21 protein-coding genes are annotated in these 22,084 nt (G+C 31.0%); 11 read left to right on the forward strand and 10 right to left on the reverse strand.

The features are described from left to right. Positions 1 to 82: 82 nt before the first annotated feature. Together FOF46_RS09790 and FOF46_RS09795 are read right to left on the reverse strand one after the other, a co-directional pair. Positions 83 to 1,102 carry an AraC family transcriptional regulator gene (locus FOF46_RS09790; RefSeq protein WP_143916330.1) on the reverse strand — a complete coding sequence of 340 codons (1,020 nt, stop codon included), beginning with the start codon at positions 1,100 to 1,102 and terminating at the stop codon, positions 83 to 85. Between the two features lie 177 nt (positions 1,103 to 1,279). Beyond that, complete coding sequence (locus FOF46_RS09795) at positions 1,280 to 2,323, reverse strand: helix-turn-helix domain-containing protein (RefSeq protein ID WP_143916331.1); 1,044 nt, start codon at positions 2,321 to 2,323, stop codon at positions 1,280 to 1,282. A 206-nt stretch (positions 2,324 to 2,529) separates the two neighbouring features. Between FOF46_RS09795 and FOF46_RS09800 the strand changes: the two genes are divergently transcribed. The 3 genes from FOF46_RS09800 to FOF46_RS09810 all read left to right on the forward strand — a co-directional run bounded on the left by FOF46_RS09800 (position 2,530) and on the right by FOF46_RS09810 (position 3,466). Beyond that, positions 2,530 to 2,694, forward strand: a complete 165-nt coding sequence (locus FOF46_RS09800; protein WP_101447995.1) for a DUF1328 domain-containing protein — start codon at positions 2,530 to 2,532, stop codon at positions 2,692 to 2,694. A gap of 21 nt (positions 2,695 to 2,715) precedes the next feature. After that, positions 2,716 to 2,895: a hypothetical protein gene (locus FOF46_RS09805; protein WP_143916332.1), complete on the forward strand. Its 180-nt coding sequence runs from the start codon at positions 2,716 to 2,718 to the stop codon at positions 2,893 to 2,895. Positions 2,896 to 3,130: 235 nt separating this feature from the next. Then, the gene (locus tag FOF46_RS09810; protein ID WP_143916333.1) at positions 3,131 to 3,466 is read left to right on the forward strand and encodes a hypothetical protein; all 336 of its coding nucleotides are present in this window, start codon (positions 3,131 to 3,133) and stop codon (positions 3,464 to 3,466) included. A 29-nt stretch (positions 3,467 to 3,495) separates the two neighbouring features. Here the strand turns inward: FOF46_RS09810 and FOF46_RS31465 are convergent, their stop codons facing one another. Further along, positions 3,496 to 3,633 carry a hypothetical protein gene (locus tag FOF46_RS31465; RefSeq protein ID WP_167571784.1) on the reverse strand — a complete coding sequence of 46 codons (138 nt, stop codon included), beginning with the start codon at positions 3,631 to 3,633 and terminating at the stop codon, positions 3,496 to 3,498. Between the two features lie 390 nt (positions 3,634 to 4,023). Here FOF46_RS31465 and cls point away from each other — a divergent pair, with 390 nt between their 5' ends. Further along, the gene (gene cls / locus FOF46_RS09815; RefSeq protein WP_167571785.1) at positions 4,024 to 5,445 is read left to right on the forward strand and encodes a cardiolipin synthase; all 1,422 of its coding nucleotides are present in this window, start codon (positions 4,024 to 4,026) and stop codon (positions 5,443 to 5,445) included. A 153-nt stretch (positions 5,446 to 5,598) separates the two neighbouring features. Then, entirely contained in the window at positions 5,599 to 6,201 is a 603-nt protein-coding gene (locus FOF46_RS09820) for a porin family protein (RefSeq protein WP_143916335.1), read from the forward strand. Between the two features lie 407 nt (positions 6,202 to 6,608). Here FOF46_RS09820 and FOF46_RS09825 read toward each other — a convergent pair whose 3' ends face one another. After that, entirely contained in the window at positions 6,609 to 7,793 is a 1,185-nt protein-coding gene (locus FOF46_RS09825; protein ID WP_143916336.1) for a cation:proton antiporter, read from the reverse strand. 127 nt (positions 7,794 to 7,920) lie between these two features. Here FOF46_RS09825 and FOF46_RS09830 point away from each other — a divergent pair, with 127 nt between their 5' ends. From FOF46_RS09830 to FOF46_RS09840, 3 genes are all read left to right on the forward strand, one after another. Further along, entirely contained in the window at positions 7,921 to 8,769 is an 849-nt protein-coding gene (locus tag FOF46_RS09830; protein WP_143916337.1) for a universal stress protein, read from the forward strand. 71 nt (positions 8,770 to 8,840) lie between these two features. Beyond that, positions 8,841 to 9,374: a mechanosensitive ion channel family protein gene (locus tag FOF46_RS09835; RefSeq protein WP_143916338.1), complete on the forward strand. Its 534-nt coding sequence runs from the start codon at positions 8,841 to 8,843 to the stop codon at positions 9,372 to 9,374. A 279-nt stretch (positions 9,375 to 9,653) separates the two neighbouring features. Continuing rightward, positions 9,654 to 10,253, forward strand: a complete 600-nt coding sequence (locus FOF46_RS09840; protein ID WP_244299599.1) for a porin family protein — start codon at positions 9,654 to 9,656, stop codon at positions 10,251 to 10,253. A gap of 6 nt (positions 10,254 to 10,259) precedes the next feature. Here FOF46_RS09840 and FOF46_RS09845 read toward each other — a convergent pair whose 3' ends face one another. The 6 genes from FOF46_RS09845 to FOF46_RS09870 form a co-directional block, all read right to left on the reverse strand. Then, positions 10,260 to 11,165: a DUF6268 family outer membrane beta-barrel protein gene (locus FOF46_RS09845; RefSeq protein WP_244299600.1), complete on the reverse strand. Its 906-nt coding sequence runs from the start codon at positions 11,163 to 11,165 to the stop codon at positions 10,260 to 10,262. Between the two features lie 10 nt (positions 11,166 to 11,175). Then, on the reverse strand, positions 11,176 to 14,886 hold the full coding sequence (locus tag FOF46_RS09850; RefSeq protein ID WP_143916339.1) for a metallophosphoesterase: 3,711 nt from the start codon (positions 14,884 to 14,886) through the stop codon (positions 11,176 to 11,178). 12 nt (positions 14,887 to 14,898) lie between these two features. Beyond that, positions 14,899 to 16,428, reverse strand: a complete 1,530-nt coding sequence (locus FOF46_RS09855) for a GH3 family acyl-acid amido synthetase (protein WP_143916340.1) — start codon at positions 16,426 to 16,428, stop codon at positions 14,899 to 14,901. A gap of 7 nt (positions 16,429 to 16,435) precedes the next feature. Beyond that, complete coding sequence (locus FOF46_RS09860) at positions 16,436 to 17,659, reverse strand: Pycsar system effector family protein (RefSeq protein ID WP_143916341.1); 1,224 nt, start codon at positions 17,657 to 17,659, stop codon at positions 16,436 to 16,438. A gap of 53 nt (positions 17,660 to 17,712) precedes the next feature. Then, positions 17,713 to 18,285 carry a M48 family metalloprotease gene (locus FOF46_RS09865; RefSeq protein ID WP_143916342.1) on the reverse strand — a complete coding sequence of 191 codons (573 nt, stop codon included), beginning with the start codon at positions 18,283 to 18,285 and terminating at the stop codon, positions 17,713 to 17,715. A gap of 199 nt (positions 18,286 to 18,484) precedes the next feature. Then, positions 18,485 to 19,939, reverse strand: a complete 1,455-nt coding sequence (locus FOF46_RS09870; RefSeq protein WP_143916343.1) for a CotH kinase family protein — start codon at positions 19,937 to 19,939, stop codon at positions 18,485 to 18,487. Positions 19,940 to 19,978: 39 nt separating this feature from the next. Between FOF46_RS09870 and FOF46_RS09875 the strand changes: the two genes are divergently transcribed. From FOF46_RS09875 to FOF46_RS09885, 3 genes are all read left to right on the forward strand, one after another. Then, a complete protein-coding gene (locus tag FOF46_RS09875) occupies positions 19,979 to 20,392 on the forward strand; it encodes an alkaline phosphatase family protein (RefSeq protein ID WP_244299601.1) in 414 nt (137 codons plus the stop codon). A gap of 33 nt (positions 20,393 to 20,425) precedes the next feature. Continuing rightward, entirely contained in the window at positions 20,426 to 21,319 is an 894-nt protein-coding gene (locus FOF46_RS09880) for a YihY/virulence factor BrkB family protein (RefSeq protein ID WP_143916344.1), read from the forward strand. A 197-nt stretch (positions 21,320 to 21,516) separates the two neighbouring features. Continuing rightward, on the forward strand, positions 21,517 to 21,876 hold the full coding sequence (locus tag FOF46_RS09885) for a hypothetical protein (protein ID WP_143916345.1): 360 nt from the start codon (positions 21,517 to 21,519) through the stop codon (positions 21,874 to 21,876). Positions 21,877 to 22,084: the final 208 nt, after the last annotated feature.

Consider the following 22,084-nt stretch of genomic DNA (forward strand, 5'->3'; position numbering starts at 1 on the left):
ACTATTGGGTTTACATTTAAGAAATAAATTAAAATAGAAAACAGATATGTATTTAATTCAAAAGAGTAATTTATTAACGTTATTACTTTGTTTTGATCTTTTTTCTATAATCGGTAGGCAAAATCCCATATCGTTCAAAAAAAATCTTAGAAAAATAACTTCTACTTTTGAATCCTATGTTGTATACGATTTCTGAAATAGAATCGTTAGTATTTTTTATATAATCTCTTGAAATTTCAAGTTTTAACTGCCTTATATACTCATTCACAGATTTTGAATACAGAACTCTAAAACCAAGTTGTAATTTCTTAGAACTCATGGCAGCTTTCGTTGCCAAAGATTGTACTGATAATGGCTCTGAGATATTATCAATAATATAACCAGACAAATTGTGAATTTTTTTGATATCCTCTTTGGAAAGTGATTCAGGCAATGCTAAGCCGTTTTCATAATTGTTATGCTCCAACATCTGCATTGCCATAATCAGATTGAGCTGCCCCTCAATCGAAAGTGTACGTACAATACCACTTTCATAACTTTCTTGTAGTTGTTTAACCTGATCCGCTATCTTAAGGTTATAATTACCAAAATGTTTATATGGCGATTTTTCATTTTCTTCATTAAAAGCAGAGAATAAACTTTTGCTTAAATAAGATAAGTTATTATTCTTTTTCTTAGCATACTCACCTGGTAGTACATAAATAAAATTGACTTTAACAGTAGCTGTTTTAGGAAAAACATAGGTTTCTTTAGAAAATTTCTGTGTTGATATAATTATGTTTTGATAACGCTCAAAAGTATATGGTCTTTCCTCTGTATTATTAGTGTAATTGAGTTTGCCTTCTGATATAAAAATAAATTCTATTGGATTGGCTTTTCCAATAGTAAATACAATTTTAGTGTCTTGGACAAAACTAACATCATAATCAACCAACGAAACTCCCCAATCAAAGGCAATACTACGTACAATTCCTTTTCCTAGTTCATTATCAAACTCCAAAACGTGTTCTCCCCATTGATTAGTTAATTTTCCTTTCAAATGAACATTTAGTTGTTCTAAAATTTCAACACCATCTATACTATGTATCTCAATTTTCTGCATTCTCTTACAAATTCTATGCTGTACTTTATACTTTGTGCAAAGAAATTAGATTTAGAGTAAACAGATTAACAATTTTGAAACATATACTAACACTATTGATCAGTTTACATCCTATAAATAGTGAATTTTAGAAGATCAGAAGAGTTCTATTAAATATTTTATTAACCTTGACCACATTTATGCAGATTTAGACTTCTCTTTTTTATTTCGCACCTGATTTAAGTATTGTTTTGGATTTACACCAAAACGTTTTTTGAATAGTTTTGCAAAATAACTTCTGGAATTAATCCCTACTTTATAAGTTATCTCGGTAATATTAAGATTAGAAGATTCAAGCAAATCTTTAGCGGTTTCTATTCTAAAGTTTTTGATATACTCGTTTACTGATGTTTTATAAAGTTGTTTAAACCCATTTTGCAATGTATTTTGATTCAGTCCTACACGCTTTGCTATATCTATAATATTGCCTATACTATCAATTTCCTCTTTAATTATAGATACAGCATCTTCTATACTTTCGATAGTAGCTTGTCGTAGAATTAATCTTTTATCTGGTTCATTAAGGTCATCAAGATATTGTTGTAATTGATGAGTTAATATTTCATATGCCTTTCCTTCCAGATATACTTGTCTCATAAAACCAGTGAGCTCACATTCTGTAAATTCTGAAATAAATTTAGAAATCTCCAGACTATAATAATTTTTGTAGTAAAATTGATTGATCCCATTTACATCTCTAAACAACTCTATAAGATCTTCGTTCATATTAGGTAAAAAAGATTCTATTTTTTCCTCAAAAAGTTTTCTGTTGATCTCTAAACTAAAAATACAAATCGGAGTATTAGCAGGAATTTTAAAAAGATGATTATTCTTTGATGTACTAGAAAGCATAACATTTTCTAGTCGCCTTATTTCACTAAACTCATCACTATTTTCAAACTTATGATAAAAACCTGACTCTCTATTGAACATAATTTTTAGAGGGTGAATAGTTCCTTTTTTTAATTCAAAATGAAACTCTTTTTTTAGTAAATAATCTGTTTCGATAACCCCTACTCCAAAATCAAACTGATAAGATCGCATATATCCAGAACCAAATTCTTCAGGTAATCGCACACAATATTCGTGATGAGAATTCTCATAATCTATACCAAGACTATCAGCCAAATCAATAACCAAATTTTTCACATGATGGTCTTGTGCTTCTATTTTTTTCTTCATCTACCTTTATTATTGACAGGAATAAGTATAAAGGTACTTTTAATTTAATTAATTTAAAGAAAAAAAACTCATATACTGTAATGGAGTTAACAATCTTAGTGATACAGTTAATAGAATACTTAGTATTTTAAGAAATTTACAGTGTAAAAATTTGAAAATCAAATTGCTCTAGAGTAAAGAGCCATTACTAATTAAAAACAATTACCATGTTACGTTACACTATTATCTTTGTAATTCTTGCAATTGTTGCAGGAGTATTCGGTTTTGGAGGTATTGCAGCAGGAGCTGCCAGTATTGCCAAAATCTTATTTTTTATATTTATCGTACTGTTTATTTTATCTCTCATATTTGGTAAAAGATTCAAAGCATAACTCACTTTTAATTTAATAATCATGAAAAAAATAATATTATCATTTGCAGCACTTTGCTTAATTGTTGCTAGCACTAGTTGTAGAGAAAAGAAAAGCACAGGAGAAAAAGTAGAAGATGCAGTAGAAGAAGTAGGTGATGCAGTAGAAGAAGGTGCAGAAGAGGTAAAAGATGCCGTTGAAGATGTTACTGATGATAATTAATCTTAATCGATCAATGCACTACTTACAAACAGGTAATTACTTAATGGATTACCTGTTTAAACTATTCTTTGTATAAATTGAGAGTTATGTCAAGATTAGAAAAGGTGTTTCGTTATAACTTCGGGTATAAAAAAATAACAATCCATACTATCTTTTTCTTTTTTCTGTTATTTTTCTTAATATGTTTCTACTTTCTAATCATTTTTAACATCCCAGAATAATTAATAATAAATTAATGGAATCAAGTTTTGATACCAACGAAAATAAATATAAAGAAATTTATAAAAAGAAAGGATATACGTCAAATTATATATTACATCAAAATAAACTCGTCGATGTTTCAGATTCGAAAGAATTTAAACCCCATGAAGTTTATGTAGTCGCAAGATACCTGTTTGAAGGAATCAAAAATCCGACGGATACTTCTGTTTTATACATACTAAAAACTATCAGCGGATCGAAAGGTACTTTCTTACAAAGAAATAATCTAAAAAAAGACCGAGATTTGGCAGTAAGCTTCTTTGATAAAATACCTCAGAAAAACATCTCGAAAGAAGATAATTTACTTTAATTCAGAATAAAAAATTAAATACATTGTTTTTATAATAAACTTCTGAAAATACTTGCCATATCAGAATCAGTTATGCTCATAAAATCAGAAGGGTTTTTAATTTGATAAAACTTATCTCCTACAGTTATAATAGGAAATAAAACTACCTCTGGATGATTTTTAATCATTTTTATCCTAATTTTCTGGTTTGAGTTCAACTTGTGGATCATACAACTTTCTGTAGTTGGAAATTCTTTCTGGGTCAAGTCTGAAATTTCCAAATCAATACCATCTGCGACTTCCAACCATTGTCTCTTGTAACATTAGTTTTTTAAGTGCCAATAACCAAAATATCTTTTTCAGAGTTGCATACGTAACTGTAAGTTTACCTGCTAATGAAGTACCAGAGTTATAAATTAGTGTAATTTTATTTTTATCGTTAGAAATGATGCCTATAATGTTTAAATTTTTACTTTTAATAAAAATAAAAAACACTATCGAATTTAGCAGCCCAATTATAAATAGTAACTCACTTAAAACACTATAGCAATTGTATACTCATTTAAAACATTATTAATATGATCATTGCAATTGGTTTATATAGCACTCTCACTCTTTTAGCTATTCTGCATATTATTCTTTACGGTTCTAGACCAACAAAATCCTTAAGCTGGCTTCTTATTGTCTTAATATTTCCATTCATAGGTATTATTTTATATATCATTTTTGGTATTAACCGAAGAAGATTCAAGTTTTTTAAACTTAAACAGACCGTTAGAAGACGCTTATATGATGAAAATTTTCGAAATCGATTAATCAAAGAACAAAAAATTGAATTTGAAAATAAGAAAAGTGCCAAGTTATCCACACTATTGCGAAACAGTTCAAATTTTGTTACTCAACCAGCAAACCGAGTTAAAGTGCTACAAAATGGAAAAAAGACTTTTGATATCATTTTTGAAGAACTACAAAAAGCTGAAAAATTCATACATCTGCAATACTATATTTTTGAAGAAGGAGAATTATTTGACAGATTATATTTCCTACTAAAAGAAAAGCTAGAAAATAATGTTGAAGTACGAATTTTATATGACGCAATAGGTAGCTATTCATTACGAAAAAAAGCAATTAAAAAATTCAGAGACATTGGGGCAAGTGTATACCCAATAATGCCATTACATTTTGGAAGTTTTTTGTTTACTTTAAATTATCGTAATCATAGAAAAATTATTATTGTAGATGGCAAAGTTGGTTTTACTGGAGGGGTCAACATCTCTGACAAATATATCAATCCAAAATCAGAACTTGGTATTTGGGATGACACACATTTATATTTAAATGGTCCAGCAGTAGACAGTCTACATCGAGTGTTTATAAAGGATTATTATTTTGCAAGTAACCAAGAGTTATTGCTAACCAATGATTACTTACCCGAAATTGAAAAACATGGAGATGTAAAAGTACAGATTGTAGCGGGTGGGCCTGATGCTGATCATCCTTCGATTATGCAGCAATATATTACTATGATTAACCTTGCCGAAGAATACATTTATATTTCCAACCCCTATTTCATTCCAAACAATGCGATGCTTGAAGCTTTAAGAATAGCAGCTCTAAGCGGAGTAACTATCAAATTATTGGTCCCAAAAAAATCAGATTCCTGGTTGGCAAAATATAGTATGCTTTCATTTTTTGAAGAATTATTATTTCTAGGAATTGAGATCTACCAACAAAAAGATGATTTCTTACACAGCAAAGTTATTGTAATGGATGGGGAAATTGCTTCTGTAGGTTCAGGTAATTTTGATCACCGAAGTTTTGAACACAATTTTGAAACTAATGCTTTGATCTATGACTCTCCAATTGCAGAAAGTATTTGTAAAGATTTTATCACAGATTGTGGGGAGAGTGTATTATTAGACTATGAAACCTATAAACAAAGGGGGATAAAAAGAAAATTGTCTGAAGGTATTGCACGATTCTTTAGTCCTTTGCTATAGTAGACATCAAACTATTCTTTATAATTGCCTAAATTCTGTTAAATTATATTCCTCTGATGAAATGAGTTAAAAACTCAGTTTTTTGAGTCAATCTCTCCTATTTACTCATTGTAGTTTTGGCCTAATAAAAATTAAAAACAAAAACATACAATGATGAAAAAAACAACTCTATTCTTAAGCCTTATTTTCTGCAGTGCGACCCTATTAGCACAAGAAGTTGAAAACAGATTTCAATTCGGAGCACGTGCTGGTGTCAACTTTTCAACAGTTACAGGAGATGATTTTGAAGAACCAAATTCGAGAACTAGTTTTTATGCAGGTCTTGTAGCTGAAACTTTTATAACAGAAAAATTTGCTCTTCAAGGAGAAGTATTTTACTCTGGACAAGGGTTTGACATAGAAGAAACAACTTTTGCCGGTGTGACTGTAACTCCTGAAGCAGAATTTCAAATAGATTACATTCAAGTGCCACTTTTGGCAAAAATCTATTTGATCGAAGGATTTAACATTCATGCAGGTCCGCAGTTTGGTTTCAAAATTAATGAAGAGCTAGATACTGATCCAACAGGAGACGGTGGAGATTTTGACACTGATCGTATCAAAGATTTTGATTTTCAATTGGCAGCTGGTGCAGAATTTAAATTAACTAAAAGCTTTTTTATCCAGGCAAGATATACCTATGGCTTTTCTGAAATTGTAGAAGATACCGATGCGCATAATTCTACTTTCTCAGCTGGTATTGGATTTATGTTCTAAAAAAGTTTTTAAAAGAAAATTTAATAAACAAAGGGCTTGCAGGTAAAGCAAGCCCTTTGTTTATTAAATTGTTGTGCATTTTGATTTTTTTATTAAAACTTATCAATTCAATTCGACATAGGGAAAAAGTGTATCCAAAACAAAATTTTTGGATCAAAAAAGATATTCTCGAAATAATTTTTTTCAATTTCATCCTGAAAAATCATTCGAGCTGAAGCTTTTCCTAAACATTCTTTTCTTAATACTAAAATGGTTATTTAATTCGTATGATATCACTAAAACTAATCAAAAGTCATATGGAATTTTTCAGATCCTTATGATTGTTGAACTTACAAAAAGGTTTTAATCTATTTATTAAAATTCATACGATTTTGTAATTAAAAAAACACAAGTGATTAAGATACGCTTTATTCATCATTTTGTTTTTTTGAACGAATTAGTTTTTCTGACAATGCAATCCAGAAAGGGCTTATTATTAAAGTTAAGGAGATAAGAGTTATAGTAAAATTATAAGAGAAATCTTCTATTATACCTAAACCAAGCGCCGTGGAGCTAATTAAAAAACTTAACTCTCCTATTTGAGCTAGAAGGGCTCCTCCTAAAAAAGCTTCTTTCCAACTATTTGAAAATACTTTTAAGATCAGTGTGTTCAACAAATGATTGGTTATATACACTATTAAAATAACCAAAAGGATGATCCAAAGATTATCATTTACAAAACCCAAATCAATTTGCAGTCCAACACTTATGAAAAATAAGGAAACAAATAATACTCTAAATGAATGTAAGGTGTCGTGTATCCAATGTGTTGCTCTAGCGGCATTAATTATCATTCCTCCTACAAAAGCCCCTAAGGCGGGAGAGATTCCGAAAAATGATGTAGCCAAAGCGCAGCCAAAGCATAGAAAAATTGCCATAAAAACTTGAAGTTCATGATCTCTATATATCCTTTTTGAAAAAGGTAGAAGAATAGATCCCTTAATATAAATATATACTAGTACGGATACAATAATGATGGCTCCAATAATCATTAATATAACATTCTCTGTAGATTCAGTTTTTCCACCTAACTGAGAAATAATAATTAACAAAGGCACAAAAACTACATCCTGCGCTAATAAAATACTCAGTACATTTTTACCAATTTTTGTCTCTATAAGATTCTTATCCTGAAGAAGTTTAATTACTACTGCAGAACTGCTTAGAGCAATTACAAATCCAAGTACGACAGATCTGGCTAAACTCCAGTTAAAAAAATATCCGATTAAAAATACCATTACCACGCTCAACATAATTTGTAACAACGTACCTAGCACTGCAAGTTTCCATCGTTTCAAAAAATCAATAAGATTGATTTCCATTCCAATAAAAAATAATAAAAGAATTACACCAAGTTCACCCAAAAGTTGGACAGATTCTTTATCATCTATAATTTTCAAACCATGTTCACCAAGAAAAATTCCCACTAAGATATACCCAATAATATACGTTTGATTCAATTTTCTTAAAATAATACTAAGAATAATAACCAATATTGCTACGATAGAGATTAGTTGTACAATAGGTTCAATATTAGAAATTAAAAGTGTCATAAATATCTGTTTGCATGTAATTATACCAAGTTACTATTTCTTTTTATTTAAAAATCGTAATCAATCTTATAAATATTTCACTTTACAATATTTAGTATATTTAATAAACTCTTTAAACTTGATGTAAATGAAACAGATTGTGGTTCCTATTGATTTTTCTGACAATTCAAATAATGCATTACAGTATGCAAAAACCCTATTCAGTTCTGAAATTTGCACATTTTATCTGTTAAATGTTTATATCAGTAATCCTTCTAATTTATTAAGTAAAGAATATAATGATTCGATTTTGACTGAGATGTCTCAAGAATCTGAAAAAAACCTCAAAATATTACTAAATAAAACTAATAAAGAAAATGATAATAACCACCATAATTTTGAAATAGTTTCCAGAGCGAATACTTTAGTTAACGCAATTAACCATATGTTAAATACAAAAAAAATCGATTTTATTACAATGGGGGCTAAAGGAACTAAAGGCATGTTTTTAGGAAGTAATACTGTAAAGGTGATCAACGGAGTTGAAAACTGTCCTTTATTAGTGGTCCCTCAAAGTTATATCCCTAAAAAGCCTTCACTTATTGCATTTTCGACCAACTTTAAACGAACTTTTGTTAAAGACGAATTAAATCCACTTATTGACATTGCTTTATCTAATCATTCAAAAATTAATATTGCTAGAATCATGATAGAAGAGTATTTAAATGATTATCAAAAAGTAAACAAAGAAACTCTTAAAGTGTTATTTAAAGATTTAGATTATATTTTTTGCAAAATAGATGTTGAAACATCAGAAACTAATGCATTAAAAGAGTTTGCAACACAGACAGAAAGTGATTTAATTGCTTTAGTACATCATAAACATAATTTCTTTCAAAAATTAATGGAAGAAGATGTAGTAGACAAAATAACATTTAATAGCCCTCTACCCTTATTAATATTACCTGAATTAAAATTAAAAGAAACAGCCAAATGAGAATATCTTTTTATTTTTCTTAATATGTTTGAATAAAAAAATAATTTTACAAAAACTATAAAATATCCTTTATGTTAATTTACAAACAAGAATTATTTCTTACTATAATAGTTTTTGCTGTTATGACTTTAGTAATATTTATTACTAAGAGAGCTATTCGAAGATTTAGTTTTGTTAAAGCTATTGATGTTAATCGAAGAAAAATAATATTCAATCTAAGTTATCTTTTAATATATATTACAGGGGGTTCTTTTTTAGCTATTATTTGGGGTGTAGATCATAGACAGTTTGCGTTATTTATTTCTTCCATTTTGGCTGTTTTAGGTGTAGGCTTTTTTGCGCAATGGTCTATTTTATCTAATTTAACAGCAAGTGTGATCTTGTTTTTTAGTCATCCCATGCGCATTGGTGATAGAATTAGAGTTTTAGATAAGGACTTTGAATGGACCGGTAAGGTTATAGATATTACGGGATTCTATCTTTTTATGAAAACCGATGATGAACGTGATATTACTCTTCCAACATCATTGGTTATGCAAAAGGGTATAGAAATCCTTAAGACTGAAAATTCTCACATTAAGGAAAGTGAAGCTAACCAATATTAAGAATATAAATCTACACCATAGAATAAATTAAAGCTGCTTTCTTAGGTCTTTAACTTTTTTCAATTTCCGAATTTTAATTTTGATTACACCTAATTATAAAGGCTTCTATAGCCATATTAATATTATATTTTTCATAAAGAACATATTACACTTTTTCTATAAAATTTAGTATTCGTAATTGATGGCTTTTTTAAAATCTCAGAAGGGTTAAAGAATCGGCTATTTGAGTTAACCAATCAATACAATTGTTATTAATTTCAAAAATCTAATTATAGAATCATGAGAATACGACAAAAATTCTTATCACTAACAGTGGTTATATTTTTATGTGCAACTGGATTTACCCAGGATGATCCTTTACAATCTGCTTTGTTAGGTTTCAAAGGGGGTCTAAATTTTGCAACAGTTAGTACAGAAAACCTAGATAGCCCAGATTTTAGAACCGATTTCTATGTTGGGTTAGCTGCTGAAGCAATGCTTACAGAAAAATTTGGGTTACAAATAGAAACATTATACTCTAGACAAGGATTTGAAATCCGACATCAATTCAGAGAAAAAAGAACAGTTAAAATTAATTATATCCAAGTACCTATTTTAGTCAAAGCTTACTTATTAGAAGGGTTAAATATACAAGGAGGAATACAATTAGGATTTAAACTCAATGGAGAAATTGATGATAGTTTATTAGTAAATGACATGGATCTAGAATCAGATGCTATAAAAAGTTTCGATTTTCAATTGGCCTCTGGGATTGAATACAAATTCAAAAATGGGTTCTTTATGCAAGTAAGATACAGTTATGGCCTCTCAGAAATTATTAATGATTCAGAAATACACAACTCTGTACTATCAGCTGGGATTGGGTTTATGTTTTATTAGACTTACTTATATCTTTAGTTTCAAGCCAGCTCTAATATATAAACTGTTTTGATCATTGATGGTTAATACGTCTTCTTGATCGTTATCACGCAATCGTATATCGTTTATAACTGTAAATCCTGCATAACTATATAACATCAAATGATTTGTTAAATACCTTTCATAGCCTAATCCCGAAAGTACAATAGTCATAGAGATATTACTAGCTGTTTTCTGTTCAGAAGTTACTAAATCAAAGAAGTTTCGATTATTTTGAATATTGGCAAAAAAACCATCTAGTGTAGTAAAAACCTGTAAAGCATTTTTTTTCTTGAAGACATACTTAACATTAGATTTTGGGACTCCTAATACAAACGACCAATTAGAACGAAACTCTCGATAGTAATTTATAAAAGGTAATGGAAAAGGTCTCCCTGCATTAGTAGAATATCGTAACCCAAGAATAAGTCTCCAAGGTTTATTTATATTTGGATCCTCTTTTTTATTTTTCACAAAATAAAAAGAACCGGTAAATAATATATCTTCGGAGTTTAAACCCTCTTTTTCAAAATTAGACGCAGCGATGGCTCCAGCTTGAGCAGCAAATCGCCAATTGTTTTTTAATTTAAAAGTATAAGCCAGGCTTGCTTCAAGAGAACTAAAACGCTCGAGACCATTAATATCAAAAGTAGTTTCATCTCGATATATAAAATTCACATTGCGATATTCAATACCCGGTACAAGATAACTTTCATTATCATTAAGTTTTACAGGATACTTGGCGAATATGCGTAACCTTCTAAATGAATTATCACTATTACGTTGTGGAAAAAAAGTATATTCTATTCTGGATAGATCTGATACTTGAGCCCGAATAGTGGTTGTAAAAATTAACATTGCAAGAAGTAGACCATAATGATAATGATATGACATATTTCAATTTTTAAAACTTAAAAGCAAAGGAAAATGAAAATCTAGCTCCGTCCTCTCCAGTAAAAAGATTAAAAGTTCCACTCATAGCATTAGCACTATTTACCCAAAAACCTCCACCATAGTCACTATGCCATTTATCTGATGTCTCATTATCAGCAATCCAGACTCTTCCGGTATCTACTCCAGTAAATATTCCTATTTGTAACGGTAAAACTCGTGTTTTAAATTGGTTAAAACTATATCGAATATCTGCACTTCCGGCAAGAGAAGATTGCCCTGTAAAACGTTCGGTTCTATAGCCTCTTAATAAGTTTTCATCACCTAAATGAGCAGCCTGATAAAACTCATAATTCTCCCCGATATTAAATTGTCCTTGAGCTGCGGTTTTTAAAACCAGTTTACGATTACGGGTTAGTGCATTATAAAATCCAAGATGGGGTTTGATATATCCAAAAGTCCTTTCTGCATCGTCAACATTCATACGCCCCCCAATATTAACTTCAAATTTCATCCCTCTAGTTGGATTTACGACTACATCATAGCTTTCATAGCGATAAGTTCCATCCAACCCTAAGAACCATTTACGATCAAAGGCTTCTGGATCTTCCAAGTTAGCTTCCTGAGTAATAAAACGATCTGGTGTATCGTCAATTTTTATTCCCTCTATAGAACCCTTATATTCAAAATAACTACCTAAACGTCCATTTTTGACTACCCCAAGAGAAGCACTATATGTACTTAACTTTACTCGGTTGTAATCAAAATCTAATTCATCTTGATTATTTTCAGTTTCATTTCCGAATCCAAAAAAGTTCACAGCAAAGTTTGGACTGGTGTATTTCAAACCAATTAAAAGATTATAATCTCCTAATATTCCTGCAAATTCTCCTCTGTATCCAATATCAAAACCTTGTGTAGCAAAATAATATCCCCCAGAAAAACTATGACTACTTGAAAAAGGATTTCTATGAAACCCATTGATAGTGTATACCCCCATAGGTCCAATACGTACTCCATCATCAGGATTGAAACCAATAACAGGTAGTACGGAAGAAGAGGTTATTACGCCTTCATTTTTATCAAAATTATTAATTTGATAATTATCTGTAAATCGAATTTTTGCTCCACTTTTTTTGTCTATTGTATTGGGCTTACTCTTATGATCATAAACCGTAATCTTTCTTCCTTTTTTAAATCTATAAATATCATTGTTTTGTCCTCCTATAATATTTATGTGAATAGGATTATCTACTTTTCCACTAGATTCAAATACATCATCATCATCAAGACCATAAATCCAAATTTCTTTAGTGTCTTTTTTATCAAATGTTTTATCGCTTACAACAACTCCCTTTTCTCCATCTTTGATTCTAGAAACTGTTACTCTAGTTTTTCCTTTTTTCATTCGTTCGATATGAATAAGATCATCCTTATCTGTTCCTGTAATGATGGCTAAAGTTGTGAGATAATCATAGTACCGATTTACTATCTCCACTATATTTTGTCGCCTTCCCTTCAAATTTCTCTTTATCGTATTCAAATCTTCTCCCTCTGCTTCAGAAGGAATATTCTGAAAAGCACTTTCTATAGCTGCATCTGTTAGGTTTTCTTGTATAAATTTTGCCTGATTTAACCATTCTTCTCTTCCACTATTTTTGATAAGTGTACGATCCAACCTTGTCGCAGATGCATTTATCCACTTTACATCTTTTAATTCATCATCATAGACCTGAAACTGATTCGCAAATCCCATAAAACCTCTTAACGTACCCAAAAAACCACCATCAAAATTAGAAAATGCCTGATCGCGATCTCTGGGAATAGGTTTAAAAATGTGATCACCATTCTCTAGTTCGTATTCTGCCCATCGCCATTGATCCTGATGACGATCCCAGTCTCCTATCAACATATCAAATATTCTGGCTCTTATATAAGCTGATTCATCAATTTTATATTTTTCGTCTCTACGTAGCCTTTCATAAACATCAGAGGTACTTTCAATATCGTCAGGCTTTCCAAAAGAAGCTAAATCTTTATGATTTTCTTCTGGGCGTTCCTCTATCATATAGAGCTCCCCTCCATGATCTCTATTATATTTCCCAAGGGCTTTTTGTTTTGGGACAAAGTACACTTTGGGGTTGGTATGAAAAACACCAACAGCATCAGACAACTCTGGAATGACAGTAAATATATAAGGGTGTGCAGCTGTATAAAAATCGAGTAAAATATCTTCTGAAATAGTATTCTCAAGGGATTCTTCCACATAGTTGTTCTGAAAAATTGTGGATTGCAGAAACTTGATACCACTTTTTTTCAGTGCTCGCATATTATATTGCTTACCTTCTTTACTTTGAAGTCGTAACGATCGAGTTTGATGCCCTCCACCTTTTCTAACTACTTCCAATCCCCCATGGAGAGTATCTAAAATAGCAACTTTAGCCTGAATTTTCTTTCCGTATAAATCGCGATAATGGTCACCCCATATGCTTTCATAAAATTCAGTTTTATCTGTACTTTCTTTTTCATAGACTGAAGCAGATATAGTTTGTTGAGTTATTTCTTGAATAACACTTACATCATACTTTGGAATTTCTTTATAAATTTCTTTTCTAAACAATAATTTTGGTTCATTATTTTCTGCACCGTAATACGAAGCCCATACAGTACCATTTTTGTAAACATCCAATCTTACAAACCCTTGGCCTCCGTAGGCAAACAAACCATCATTACTTAAGGTAGCATACGAGTTTTTTGCACCAGACCCAGATACAATCTGTTTAATTCCCTTGTGCTCTATATATTGTAAAGAGTGTTCGTGACCCGAAGCAAAAATAATTCTGTTTGCTCCTTTAGCCAATGTTTCTAATCTTCGTACTAACGATTTGTACTGCTTGTTTTGGTTATCCTGAGTAGAAATAGCTCCTGCTGTACGAATTTGCATAGCTAATGACCCTAAAATAGGTAAAGGTACTTTTCTTTGGGATGGATATAAATGTTTAACTGGTGCATATTTTCCACCATGAACCCCATTTGTGTATAAGGGATGATGTAATGTAAAAAGGATTGTTTTATCCTGATTTTTTTTAAACTCACTTTCAACTTCAAGAAACATAGCCTCTCTGGTCTTGATCTCAGGGCAGTTATCGTTGATTGTTGGGTGCTTATCCCAATCCTCTAAATACCATTGTGAATCTAAAATGATGAGTTGAATATTATCTGTAATTTCAATACTCTCTAGAGCGCATCCTTTTGAAGGTCTAAATACCTTCTTATCCTTCAATCTCTTCTCAAAGTACTTCTCTTCACGCTCCAAACCCTTTAAGCCTTCATTATACCAATCATGATTACCTGGTATAAAATATACTTGTCCATCAAAATTCTTGACAGCATCTATTTGGGCATTTAAGCGATGTTCTGCAATATCTCGGTCTTTCTCCCCTTCTTTTGGCATCCCGTCGGGATAGATATTATCACCTAAGAAGATCGTGTAATTGCCTTTTTGTTTATGATTTTCTAAATATTCTTCTAAAGCTAATAGTGCAGGGGTACTCTGACCTGTTTTTGCATATCCAGCATCACCAATTAGATAAAAGGTTTTTTCTATTTCACCTCCTTTTGGAATAACAGATTCATCAAAAGGTTCTCTGTATTTTGGTTCATACAGCGCACAGCCCGACACTAAAACGGTAAGTATAATAAGTGCCATGTATTTGTAGTTCATATGTCGATCGTTTTAGTTTGAAATATTTTCTGACACAAAAGCTTCCCATTCAGCAAACTTTTCTTCAGACATTACACGTTCCATTTTTACCTGCCCGCCTTTTTTCTTTTGTGAACCACTCCATTCTGAAAAAGTTGATGATGGAACAGTAGTCACTTTTATCCCTTTTAGTGCTTTGTTTCGAGCAACTTTATAATTTTTATTCGTTTTTTTGAGCACCTCATCAAGCGCTTCTGCCAAAACGAAATTTTCTACTGAAGTTTCTGTGCCCAAATACCAATGATGATGAAATTCGTCATTAATTCGAGTCGCTGACAACGTAAACTCTGGGATTTCGAGGTCAAATTTTTCCTCAATTTCTCGTAAAGCAGCATTCATTTTGTTTACCGATAATTGTGAACCAACTACATTTAGAAAAAACTTGGTGCGCCCGGTAATTCTAATTTCGGCTCTTGCTACATCAGTAAACTCTATAGTATCGCCAATAATATATCTCCATGCACCAGAAACAGTACTTATTAATAAAACATAATCCTGATCAGTTTTGACTTCTGCCAATGTGATCGATGGAGCATCCTGCTTTAAAGAACCATCTTGGTTGATAAATTCTGATTGAAAAGGAACAAATTCAAAATAAACACCGTTATCAGTAATCAATTTCATTGCATCGGTTTCGGGACGTTCCTGATACGCTATAAATCCTTCTGAAGCTAGATACGTGTCAATTACGGTGATAGGATCTTCTAATAAGTTATTAAAGCTTTTTTCATACGGTGCAAAAGCAACACCTCCAGAAGTATACACTTGCAAGTTTGGCCAAATATCATGTATAGTTTCGGCATTATGATACTCAATAACTTTCTGAAGCATTAGTTCCATCCAAGATGGGATACCACTTAAAGCTCCTATATCCCAATCTTTTGCTTTTTCTGCAATACGTTGAACGCGTCTGTCCCAATCATCTATTTGTGCTATTTCTTTACCTGGTTTATAAAACCCTTCAAACCAAAAAGGAATGTTGCTTGCACTGATACCGCTGATCTCTCCTTCGAGATGTCCATCTTTTTCTTGTAAATCAGTAGAACTACCCAACATCATGATTTCTTTTTCAAAAAATGAAGCCGGTAAATCAAAATTAGATAGCGCTTCGACCTGTTTTATTCCTGCACTACGAATAGATTCGATCATTTCATTAGTCACTGGAATACGCTTACTTTTCTTTCCGGTTGTACCAGAACTTAGTGCAAAATAATCAGGACTACCGGGCCACGTGACATTCTCTTCTCCATCAATTACGCGATGCCACCATTGTTCTAACAATTGATGATAGTCAAAATATGGAACCTTACTTGCAAATTCTTTTTGAACATCTTTAGACTTCAATATGCTCTCAAAACCATATTTCTTACCAAAGTCAGTTTCCGAAGCAGTTTTTAACAACTGTTCAAGAACTTTTTGTTGCGCATCAAGGTGATTTGGTTCTGAAGTCAGAGCTCCCTTTAAGTTTATGGCTCCTTTTATAATACTTCCTATAATTTCCATAGATTTTTTATTTTGAAATGATTGGTTCTACCACCTTCTCGGCAAGTTCGACGTTAGCAAATGCGAAAATAAATGCGATTACGGAAAGTATGATTCCTATAGTAAAAACTATATACGTGATTTTCAAAAGTTTGTACTTTTTTTGCAAAACCACACCAAGGAGATAGAGATCTTTGGTTAACATTTTATACACATATTCTTTATCATTAATTACTGCATCAATTGCTTCTTGGTATCTATCGTAAGGCATCTTGAAAAAATTCCCAAAAAACAATAAGTTCACTTTCCGTTTATTTACTTGTTCCTTAGTAAACTCTCCCCCGGTAACCTTAGGTTGGGTCGACATAATGGATAGGATTATAGCTGCCACACTGAACAATACCAATATCAAACTAGGTATCATTAGATGCCTATTTGAAGGAGCATCGAGTTTGGGAATTAGATTTGCCAGGGCCAATGAAATAATAATCGCGTTTACAGATAGTAAAATATTGGCCTTGGTATCTGCTATATCACTTAATTTAATATGATTTCTTAGGGTAACTCTAAACAAAGTTTGAATACTTCTCTCAGGGCTTTCATTTTTATATTTTGCCTTAAGTTTTGCTTTAACAACCTCTTTTTTTTGCTTTTTTTTATTCTTCTTCTGTTTTTTAAGAAGATTCAATAAATTTTTATTTTTATTTTGCTCCCAATTTTCTACTGCGTATCTGGTATAATATTGATGTTGTTCAGAAAATAATTTCACGTTTTCTGCTCTCCATTCTTTTCCAGAGAGTTCTGAAATACCTTGAAGTATTAATTCCTGATGTAGAAGCTCACTTACTTCTATAAAATAATCTTTAGACAAGTGAGAGCTATCAGCATCTTTGATAATTTCTTCAAGAATAGTATTTGGTTTTTTTCCAAACTCTGTTGCTAGAATACAGTTTTGTATCATCTCTATGTTCTTATCGCTTATTCGATGTTCTGATAGAAATCTCTTTGCTATTCTTGCACTTTCCTTTTCGTGGTTTTCTGCACCTTTAATATATCCCGTATCGTGAAACCACGCTGCTATCTGAACAACTTCTGAATCTTCATCGTTGATATCAGTTTTTTCAATGATCTCTTGCACACTTTCTACAACCCTTTGCGTATGAAGGAAATTATGGTATAAATACGTTTTGGGTAATTTTTCCTTAAAGAGTTCAAATATGTAATTTTCCGCTTTTTCCAGTATAGCTTTCATTGATATTCTTTTTTAATTAAATAATGGTTAGTTGAGTATATTTATAATCTTGGTTATTTCATTTCTTGCTCTTTAACCAATAATAATATTTCATCAGGAGATAAATATAATCGTCTGATACGCGCCTTATATTTTTCTGATAGAGAGCTATGAGTAAGAATAAATTTTTTGGTGGCTAAGATGTAGTCTTGCATCGAATGTGTTATCGCATAAGTATCTGCCATGCGCTCTGCTTCTTTGATATAATTTGGAGAAATCCAATATTGTATCCCAAAAAGCATCAGATTTAAGCTACTTCTTGTGTGATAATCCATAATGTGACCTAACTCGTGCCCCAACCAACCTATTAATACATTTTTTGGGATGTCTTGGATGGGTAGTTCCATTCCATCAATTTTAAAGACCTTACTCATCAAAATCACATAAGTTCTTTTCTTTTTTGATCTAAAAATTGAAGAGAACTTTGGTTGAGCTTTCATAAACGACCTCTTCAAAGAAGGCTTAAACTTAAACTCAATTGAAACTTCCTCTAATTCGGGATAATGTGACAATGCTGTCCCAGCCTCATTAATAATTAGTGAAGGAATAATTTTGTTCTTAAATTGTATTGTATCAAGTGAAGCCATAATTTGATTTATAGTCCCTGTGTAAAGACTAATAATTAGAATCGTTTTAAAAATTTGTGAATATTGCATTTTACTATTGGCAAGATAGATTAGAAATCATAGAGACATTAATGCATATGATAGAAAGGGTAACTCTTTTAATGGATTTGGTTATTTTTTTATCAAAAAGAGTACATTTTTGGATTTTACAACCAAAAGACTAAGGTAATTCATCAAAATAAGTGTCCAAATATTGAAGACGATCGGTTAGCCAGGACTCCATATAATCTAGATGCCCAGGTAACGTTACATCTGAAGGCCAAACTAATGCTTCTCTTTCGTATACTTTATTCTTTTCAAAAAAATCATATGTAGCTCTAATATTTTCAAATAAAGAGGCATTACTAAACTCTTGCTTTCGCAGTAAAAACCATCGGGCTTTTAATCGTTGTCGGTAATTATCAGGATTTACATTGAGTAATCTATCAAATAGCCCATTGCTTAAAATATCATTTGTCGTCGAAATTCTTTTTCCATCCTGAATAGTTCCTAAAACACCATCCAAATCCCAAGGTACATTAAAATAAGGCGTTTTCTTATCGTATCTGGCAACATAAAAATTTTTCCCTAGATTATCTGTAGCACGAACAAGATTAATGAACAAAAAATAATCAATGGCATTATCCAGATCAAACTTTGTAGCTACCTTCCTCTTAAATATAGAATCTTTAGACTTAATCACAAATTTGGTAAAATGATGTATATATTTCCATTGTGTTTTGTAGTTTACAAAAGGATATTCGATCTCGTAACCCGCCCAATGAGGAAAAATATTTTTATACTTTGGTACCTTCATGTAAGCAGGAGCTCCATTATGACTACCTGCCTTAAATAACTCACCTCTTACTTTTCCTTTTTTATATTTCTTGAGTTGTAAAAGTTTTCGGTCTACTTGTTCTGTTAAGGCATGAATACCTATGTATTTCGAATCCAAAAAGACTTCTGTATACATTAAATCTATACCACCTTTTGCATCTTTTTTCTGATCTATATATTGAGGTTTGTGGATCGACAACCATAGTTTATTACATAAATAGGATCGTAAACGTAGAGGTTCATTATATAAACCATCTAGGATCCAATCATCATCTTCTCTTAAATCTCCAAACTTCATATCTGTTGAAATTTCTTCTTTAGGAGTCTCCCAAAACTCTAAGTCGTAGGATTTTTTTGGGAATTTTAATGAAATATTGCCTCGCAATTCAATACCAGCTAAAGCACTCTTAACAGTATCTTGATGAGCAAATGTAAATTGAGAAGGAATTTTTGGATCATCTTTTATAGCTTCTTTAGAAGTTATTTGAATAATGGGTAATTGTGTAATATATAATTTAAATATTTCACCATTATGGTTCACATCATAACTTCTTGTATATGATAAACTATCTGATGGTAATGAGAATATATAATCATTTCTAAAAATTATATTTAGCTTGTTACCGTTAGAATTTGAAGCATCTGGTATCTTAAAATTCCATACAATAATTTTACGGTTCTGGTCAATACCATAATACTCTTTTTTAGGAGTTATCGTTTCTATATCTTGAGATTGTAGTTGTAAATGACATAAAAATGTCAATATATATGTAAGTAATACGTATTTTTTTAACTTCATTAAGTCTATTTAGTAAACATTATTTTTAAAATACAAATATTGAAACAAATAGCTCCAAAATGTAACTCAATCCCTATAAGTTTTGACTGTACCCATAAATCACTATTAAGTTACACACTTTTTGACTACTTTGAGGTTTATTCTGAATTAGAATACATGATGTACAAATTAATAATTATAATCTTCCTCTTTTTTTCATATATAGGCGTTCGTCAAAGAGTTGAAAACGAAGACAAAAAAATAAAACCTAAACTTTTTGTGGGTATTGTAGTTGATCAAATGCATTATGACTATCTCACTCGCTTTTATGATCAATTTGAGGAAGGTGAATTTAAAAAAATGATTAGAGCCAGTTTTTCCTATAAAAATCATCTTTTTACTTACATCCCGACCACTACTGAGAGCGAAAATACTTTTATTTACAGGGGCTACTCCTCAAAACCGTGGCATTAAATAAAGTCGCTGACTTACTAATGTTTAAGTATTATGAAATACACAACAATATCTATAAAAGCATTCTTAACGATTATAAGAACCACCTATAAAAATTGGAATGCTAATGAGCCTTTTCAGATGAGCGCAGCAGTAAGCTACTACGCATTATTCTCTTTTCCTGCATTGTTAATTATCATTATTCAGACAACAGGTCTGTTTTATGAAAAAAATGAGATTAAAGGAAAAATTATAAGCGAGATTACCGATGTTTTAGGAAAAGACGTAGCTAAAACCATCGAAATAATGCTTAAAAATGCTATAGATCAAGAACAATCTACCCTGTTAATCATCATCGGTATTGTCACATTACTTTATGGAGCAACAGGAATGTTTATTGCTTTACAAAAATCTTTGAATACAATTTGGGGTGTAAAACCAAAACCTAAAAGTGAAATATTAAAAATGGTGAAAGACCGAATTTTCTCTTTAGGATTGATCCTCATGATTGGATTTTTATTGCTCACCTCTTTAGTATTGACAACTTTGATCACTGCGACTACTGACTGGATTGGTCAACATTTTCCAGATTTTATCATTTATGTGATCCAGATTATCAATTATGTGTTATCTATTGTTTTAACCACGGTATTATTTGCAATGATATTTAAAGTGTTACCTGATGTAAAAATGAAATGGAGAGATGTTTGGTTAGGCGCTTTTGTAACTACAATTTTATTTAGTATTGGTAAATCTACTTTAGGTATTTATTTTGGAACTGTGAATCCTGGATCTACATTTGGCGCAGCAGGATCTGTAATATTAATCCTATTATGGGTTTCATACTCTAGTCTTATTTTATTTTTTGGAGCAGAGTTTACTCAAGTACTCGCTCTAAAATATGGGTCAGGAATAAAACCTTCTTCGTATGCAGAGAAAGTTTCTTAAAAAGAATAAAATTGAACAAATACTCTAATGATATGATAAATCGAATGATTATTGTATCCTTGATAAGGAGCAATACTTCCTCAAAAGAAAAAGTTTAGCAACCAATGCGTAGAAAAAAACGAAAAAATTCGTATTATTTTTTATGCTAAAACACATACTTCTCACGTTGCGATGCATTAATAATCTATATAATTGATATGAAAAATTTCAATCAGATATTCAAAAGCTCAAAAGCAAATGAAATAGGAAACAAATTAAAGGAAATCATCGAATCTAATTTTGATAATATTGAATGGAACATTATTGGTGGAGAAAAAGTAAAATTGGTTTTATACTCAAGGAATGGGAAGAATAATGTATTATGCGGAATTCAGGAAGGAAATAATGACTCTTGTATGCTTTATATACACCACATGGTCAAGCTTAAACATGATAGACTAAAATATAGTGAGAAAGGTAAACACGCCAAACACATCAAATTCAATAATATTGAGGATATTATTGAAGACGATATTCAATGGTTATTATCAAAAGTAAATGAGAATGCCCCATTTTGATAGCTTCACAAAAATCAAACAAGAATAAAAAAAACAAAATCATAGCACCATATAAAATTAATTTGCTATTGAAAACCTAGTTAAGAAAATACTCGGGAATTTTATATTCAGTTTGTATTGATCAAATAAGCACTTAATTAACAACATATAAAACCATTAGATGCCATGAAACAAAAAAAATGAAAAGGATTAATATAATAGAAATATA

The organism is Aquimarina algiphila (genome assembly GCF_007489275.1).
In the GTDB taxonomy this organism is placed as follows: Bacteria; Bacteroidota; Bacteroidia; order Flavobacteriales; family Flavobacteriaceae; genus Aquimarina; species Aquimarina algiphila.

Excerpts from the sequence above, each read along its gene's own strand:
- FOF46_RS09840 (WP_244299599.1), top strand. The coding sequence starts at position 9,654 with ATGAGAATACGACAAAAATTCTTATCACTAACAGTGGTTATATTTTTA.
- FOF46_RS09830 (WP_143916337.1), top strand. The coding sequence starts at position 7,921 with ATGAAACAGATTGTGGTTCCTATTGATTTTTCTGACAATTCAAATAAT.
- FOF46_RS09835 (WP_143916338.1), top strand. The coding sequence starts at position 8,841 with ATGTTAATTTACAAACAAGAATTATTTCTTACTATAATAGTTTTTGCT.
- FOF46_RS09865 (WP_143916342.1), bottom strand. The coding sequence starts at position 18,285 with ATGGCTTCACTTGATACAATACAATTTAAGAACAAAATTATTCCTTCA.
- FOF46_RS09870 (WP_143916343.1), bottom strand. The coding sequence starts at position 19,939 with ATGAAGTTAAAAAAATACGTATTACTTACATATATATTGACATTTTTA.
- FOF46_RS09855 (WP_143916340.1), bottom strand. The coding sequence starts at position 16,428 with ATGGAAATTATAGGAAGTATTATAAAAGGAGCCATAAACTTAAAGGGA.
- FOF46_RS09800 (WP_101447995.1), top strand. The coding sequence starts at position 2,530 with ATGTTACGTTACACTATTATCTTTGTAATTCTTGCAATTGTTGCAGGA.
- FOF46_RS09880 (WP_143916344.1), top strand. The coding sequence starts at position 20,426 with ATGAAATACACAACAATATCTATAAAAGCATTCTTAACGATTATAAGA.
- cls (WP_167571785.1), top strand. The coding sequence starts at position 4,024 with ATGATCATTGCAATTGGTTTATATAGCACTCTCACTCTTTTAGCTATT.
- FOF46_RS09805 (WP_143916332.1), top strand. The coding sequence starts at position 2,716 with ATGAAAAAAATAATATTATCATTTGCAGCACTTTGCTTAATTGTTGCT.
- FOF46_RS09790 (WP_143916330.1), bottom strand. The coding sequence starts at position 1,102 with ATGCAGAAAATTGAGATACATAGTATAGATGGTGTTGAAATTTTAGAA.
- FOF46_RS09845 (WP_244299600.1), bottom strand. The coding sequence starts at position 11,165 with ATGTCATATCATTATCATTATGGTCTACTTCTTGCAATGTTAATTTTT.
- FOF46_RS09825 (WP_143916336.1), bottom strand. The coding sequence starts at position 7,793 with ATGACACTTTTAATTTCTAATATTGAACCTATTGTACAACTAATCTCT.
- FOF46_RS09885 (WP_143916345.1), top strand. The coding sequence starts at position 21,517 with ATGAAAAATTTCAATCAGATATTCAAAAGCTCAAAAGCAAATGAAATA.
- FOF46_RS09820 (WP_143916335.1), top strand. The coding sequence starts at position 5,599 with ATGAAAAAAACAACTCTATTCTTAAGCCTTATTTTCTGCAGTGCGACC.
- FOF46_RS09850 (WP_143916339.1), bottom strand. The coding sequence starts at position 14,886 with ATGAACTACAAATACATGGCACTTATTATACTTACCGTTTTAGTGTCG.
- FOF46_RS09795 (WP_143916331.1), bottom strand. The coding sequence starts at position 2,323 with ATGAAGAAAAAAATAGAAGCACAAGACCATCATGTGAAAAATTTGGTT.
- FOF46_RS31465 (WP_167571784.1), bottom strand. The coding sequence starts at position 3,633 with ATGATTAAAAATCATCCAGAGGTAGTTTTATTTCCTATTATAACTGTA.
- FOF46_RS09860 (WP_143916341.1), bottom strand. The coding sequence starts at position 17,659 with ATGAAAGCTATACTGGAAAAAGCGGAAAATTACATATTTGAACTCTTT.
- FOF46_RS09810 (WP_143916333.1), top strand. The coding sequence starts at position 3,131 with ATGGAATCAAGTTTTGATACCAACGAAAATAAATATAAAGAAATTTAT.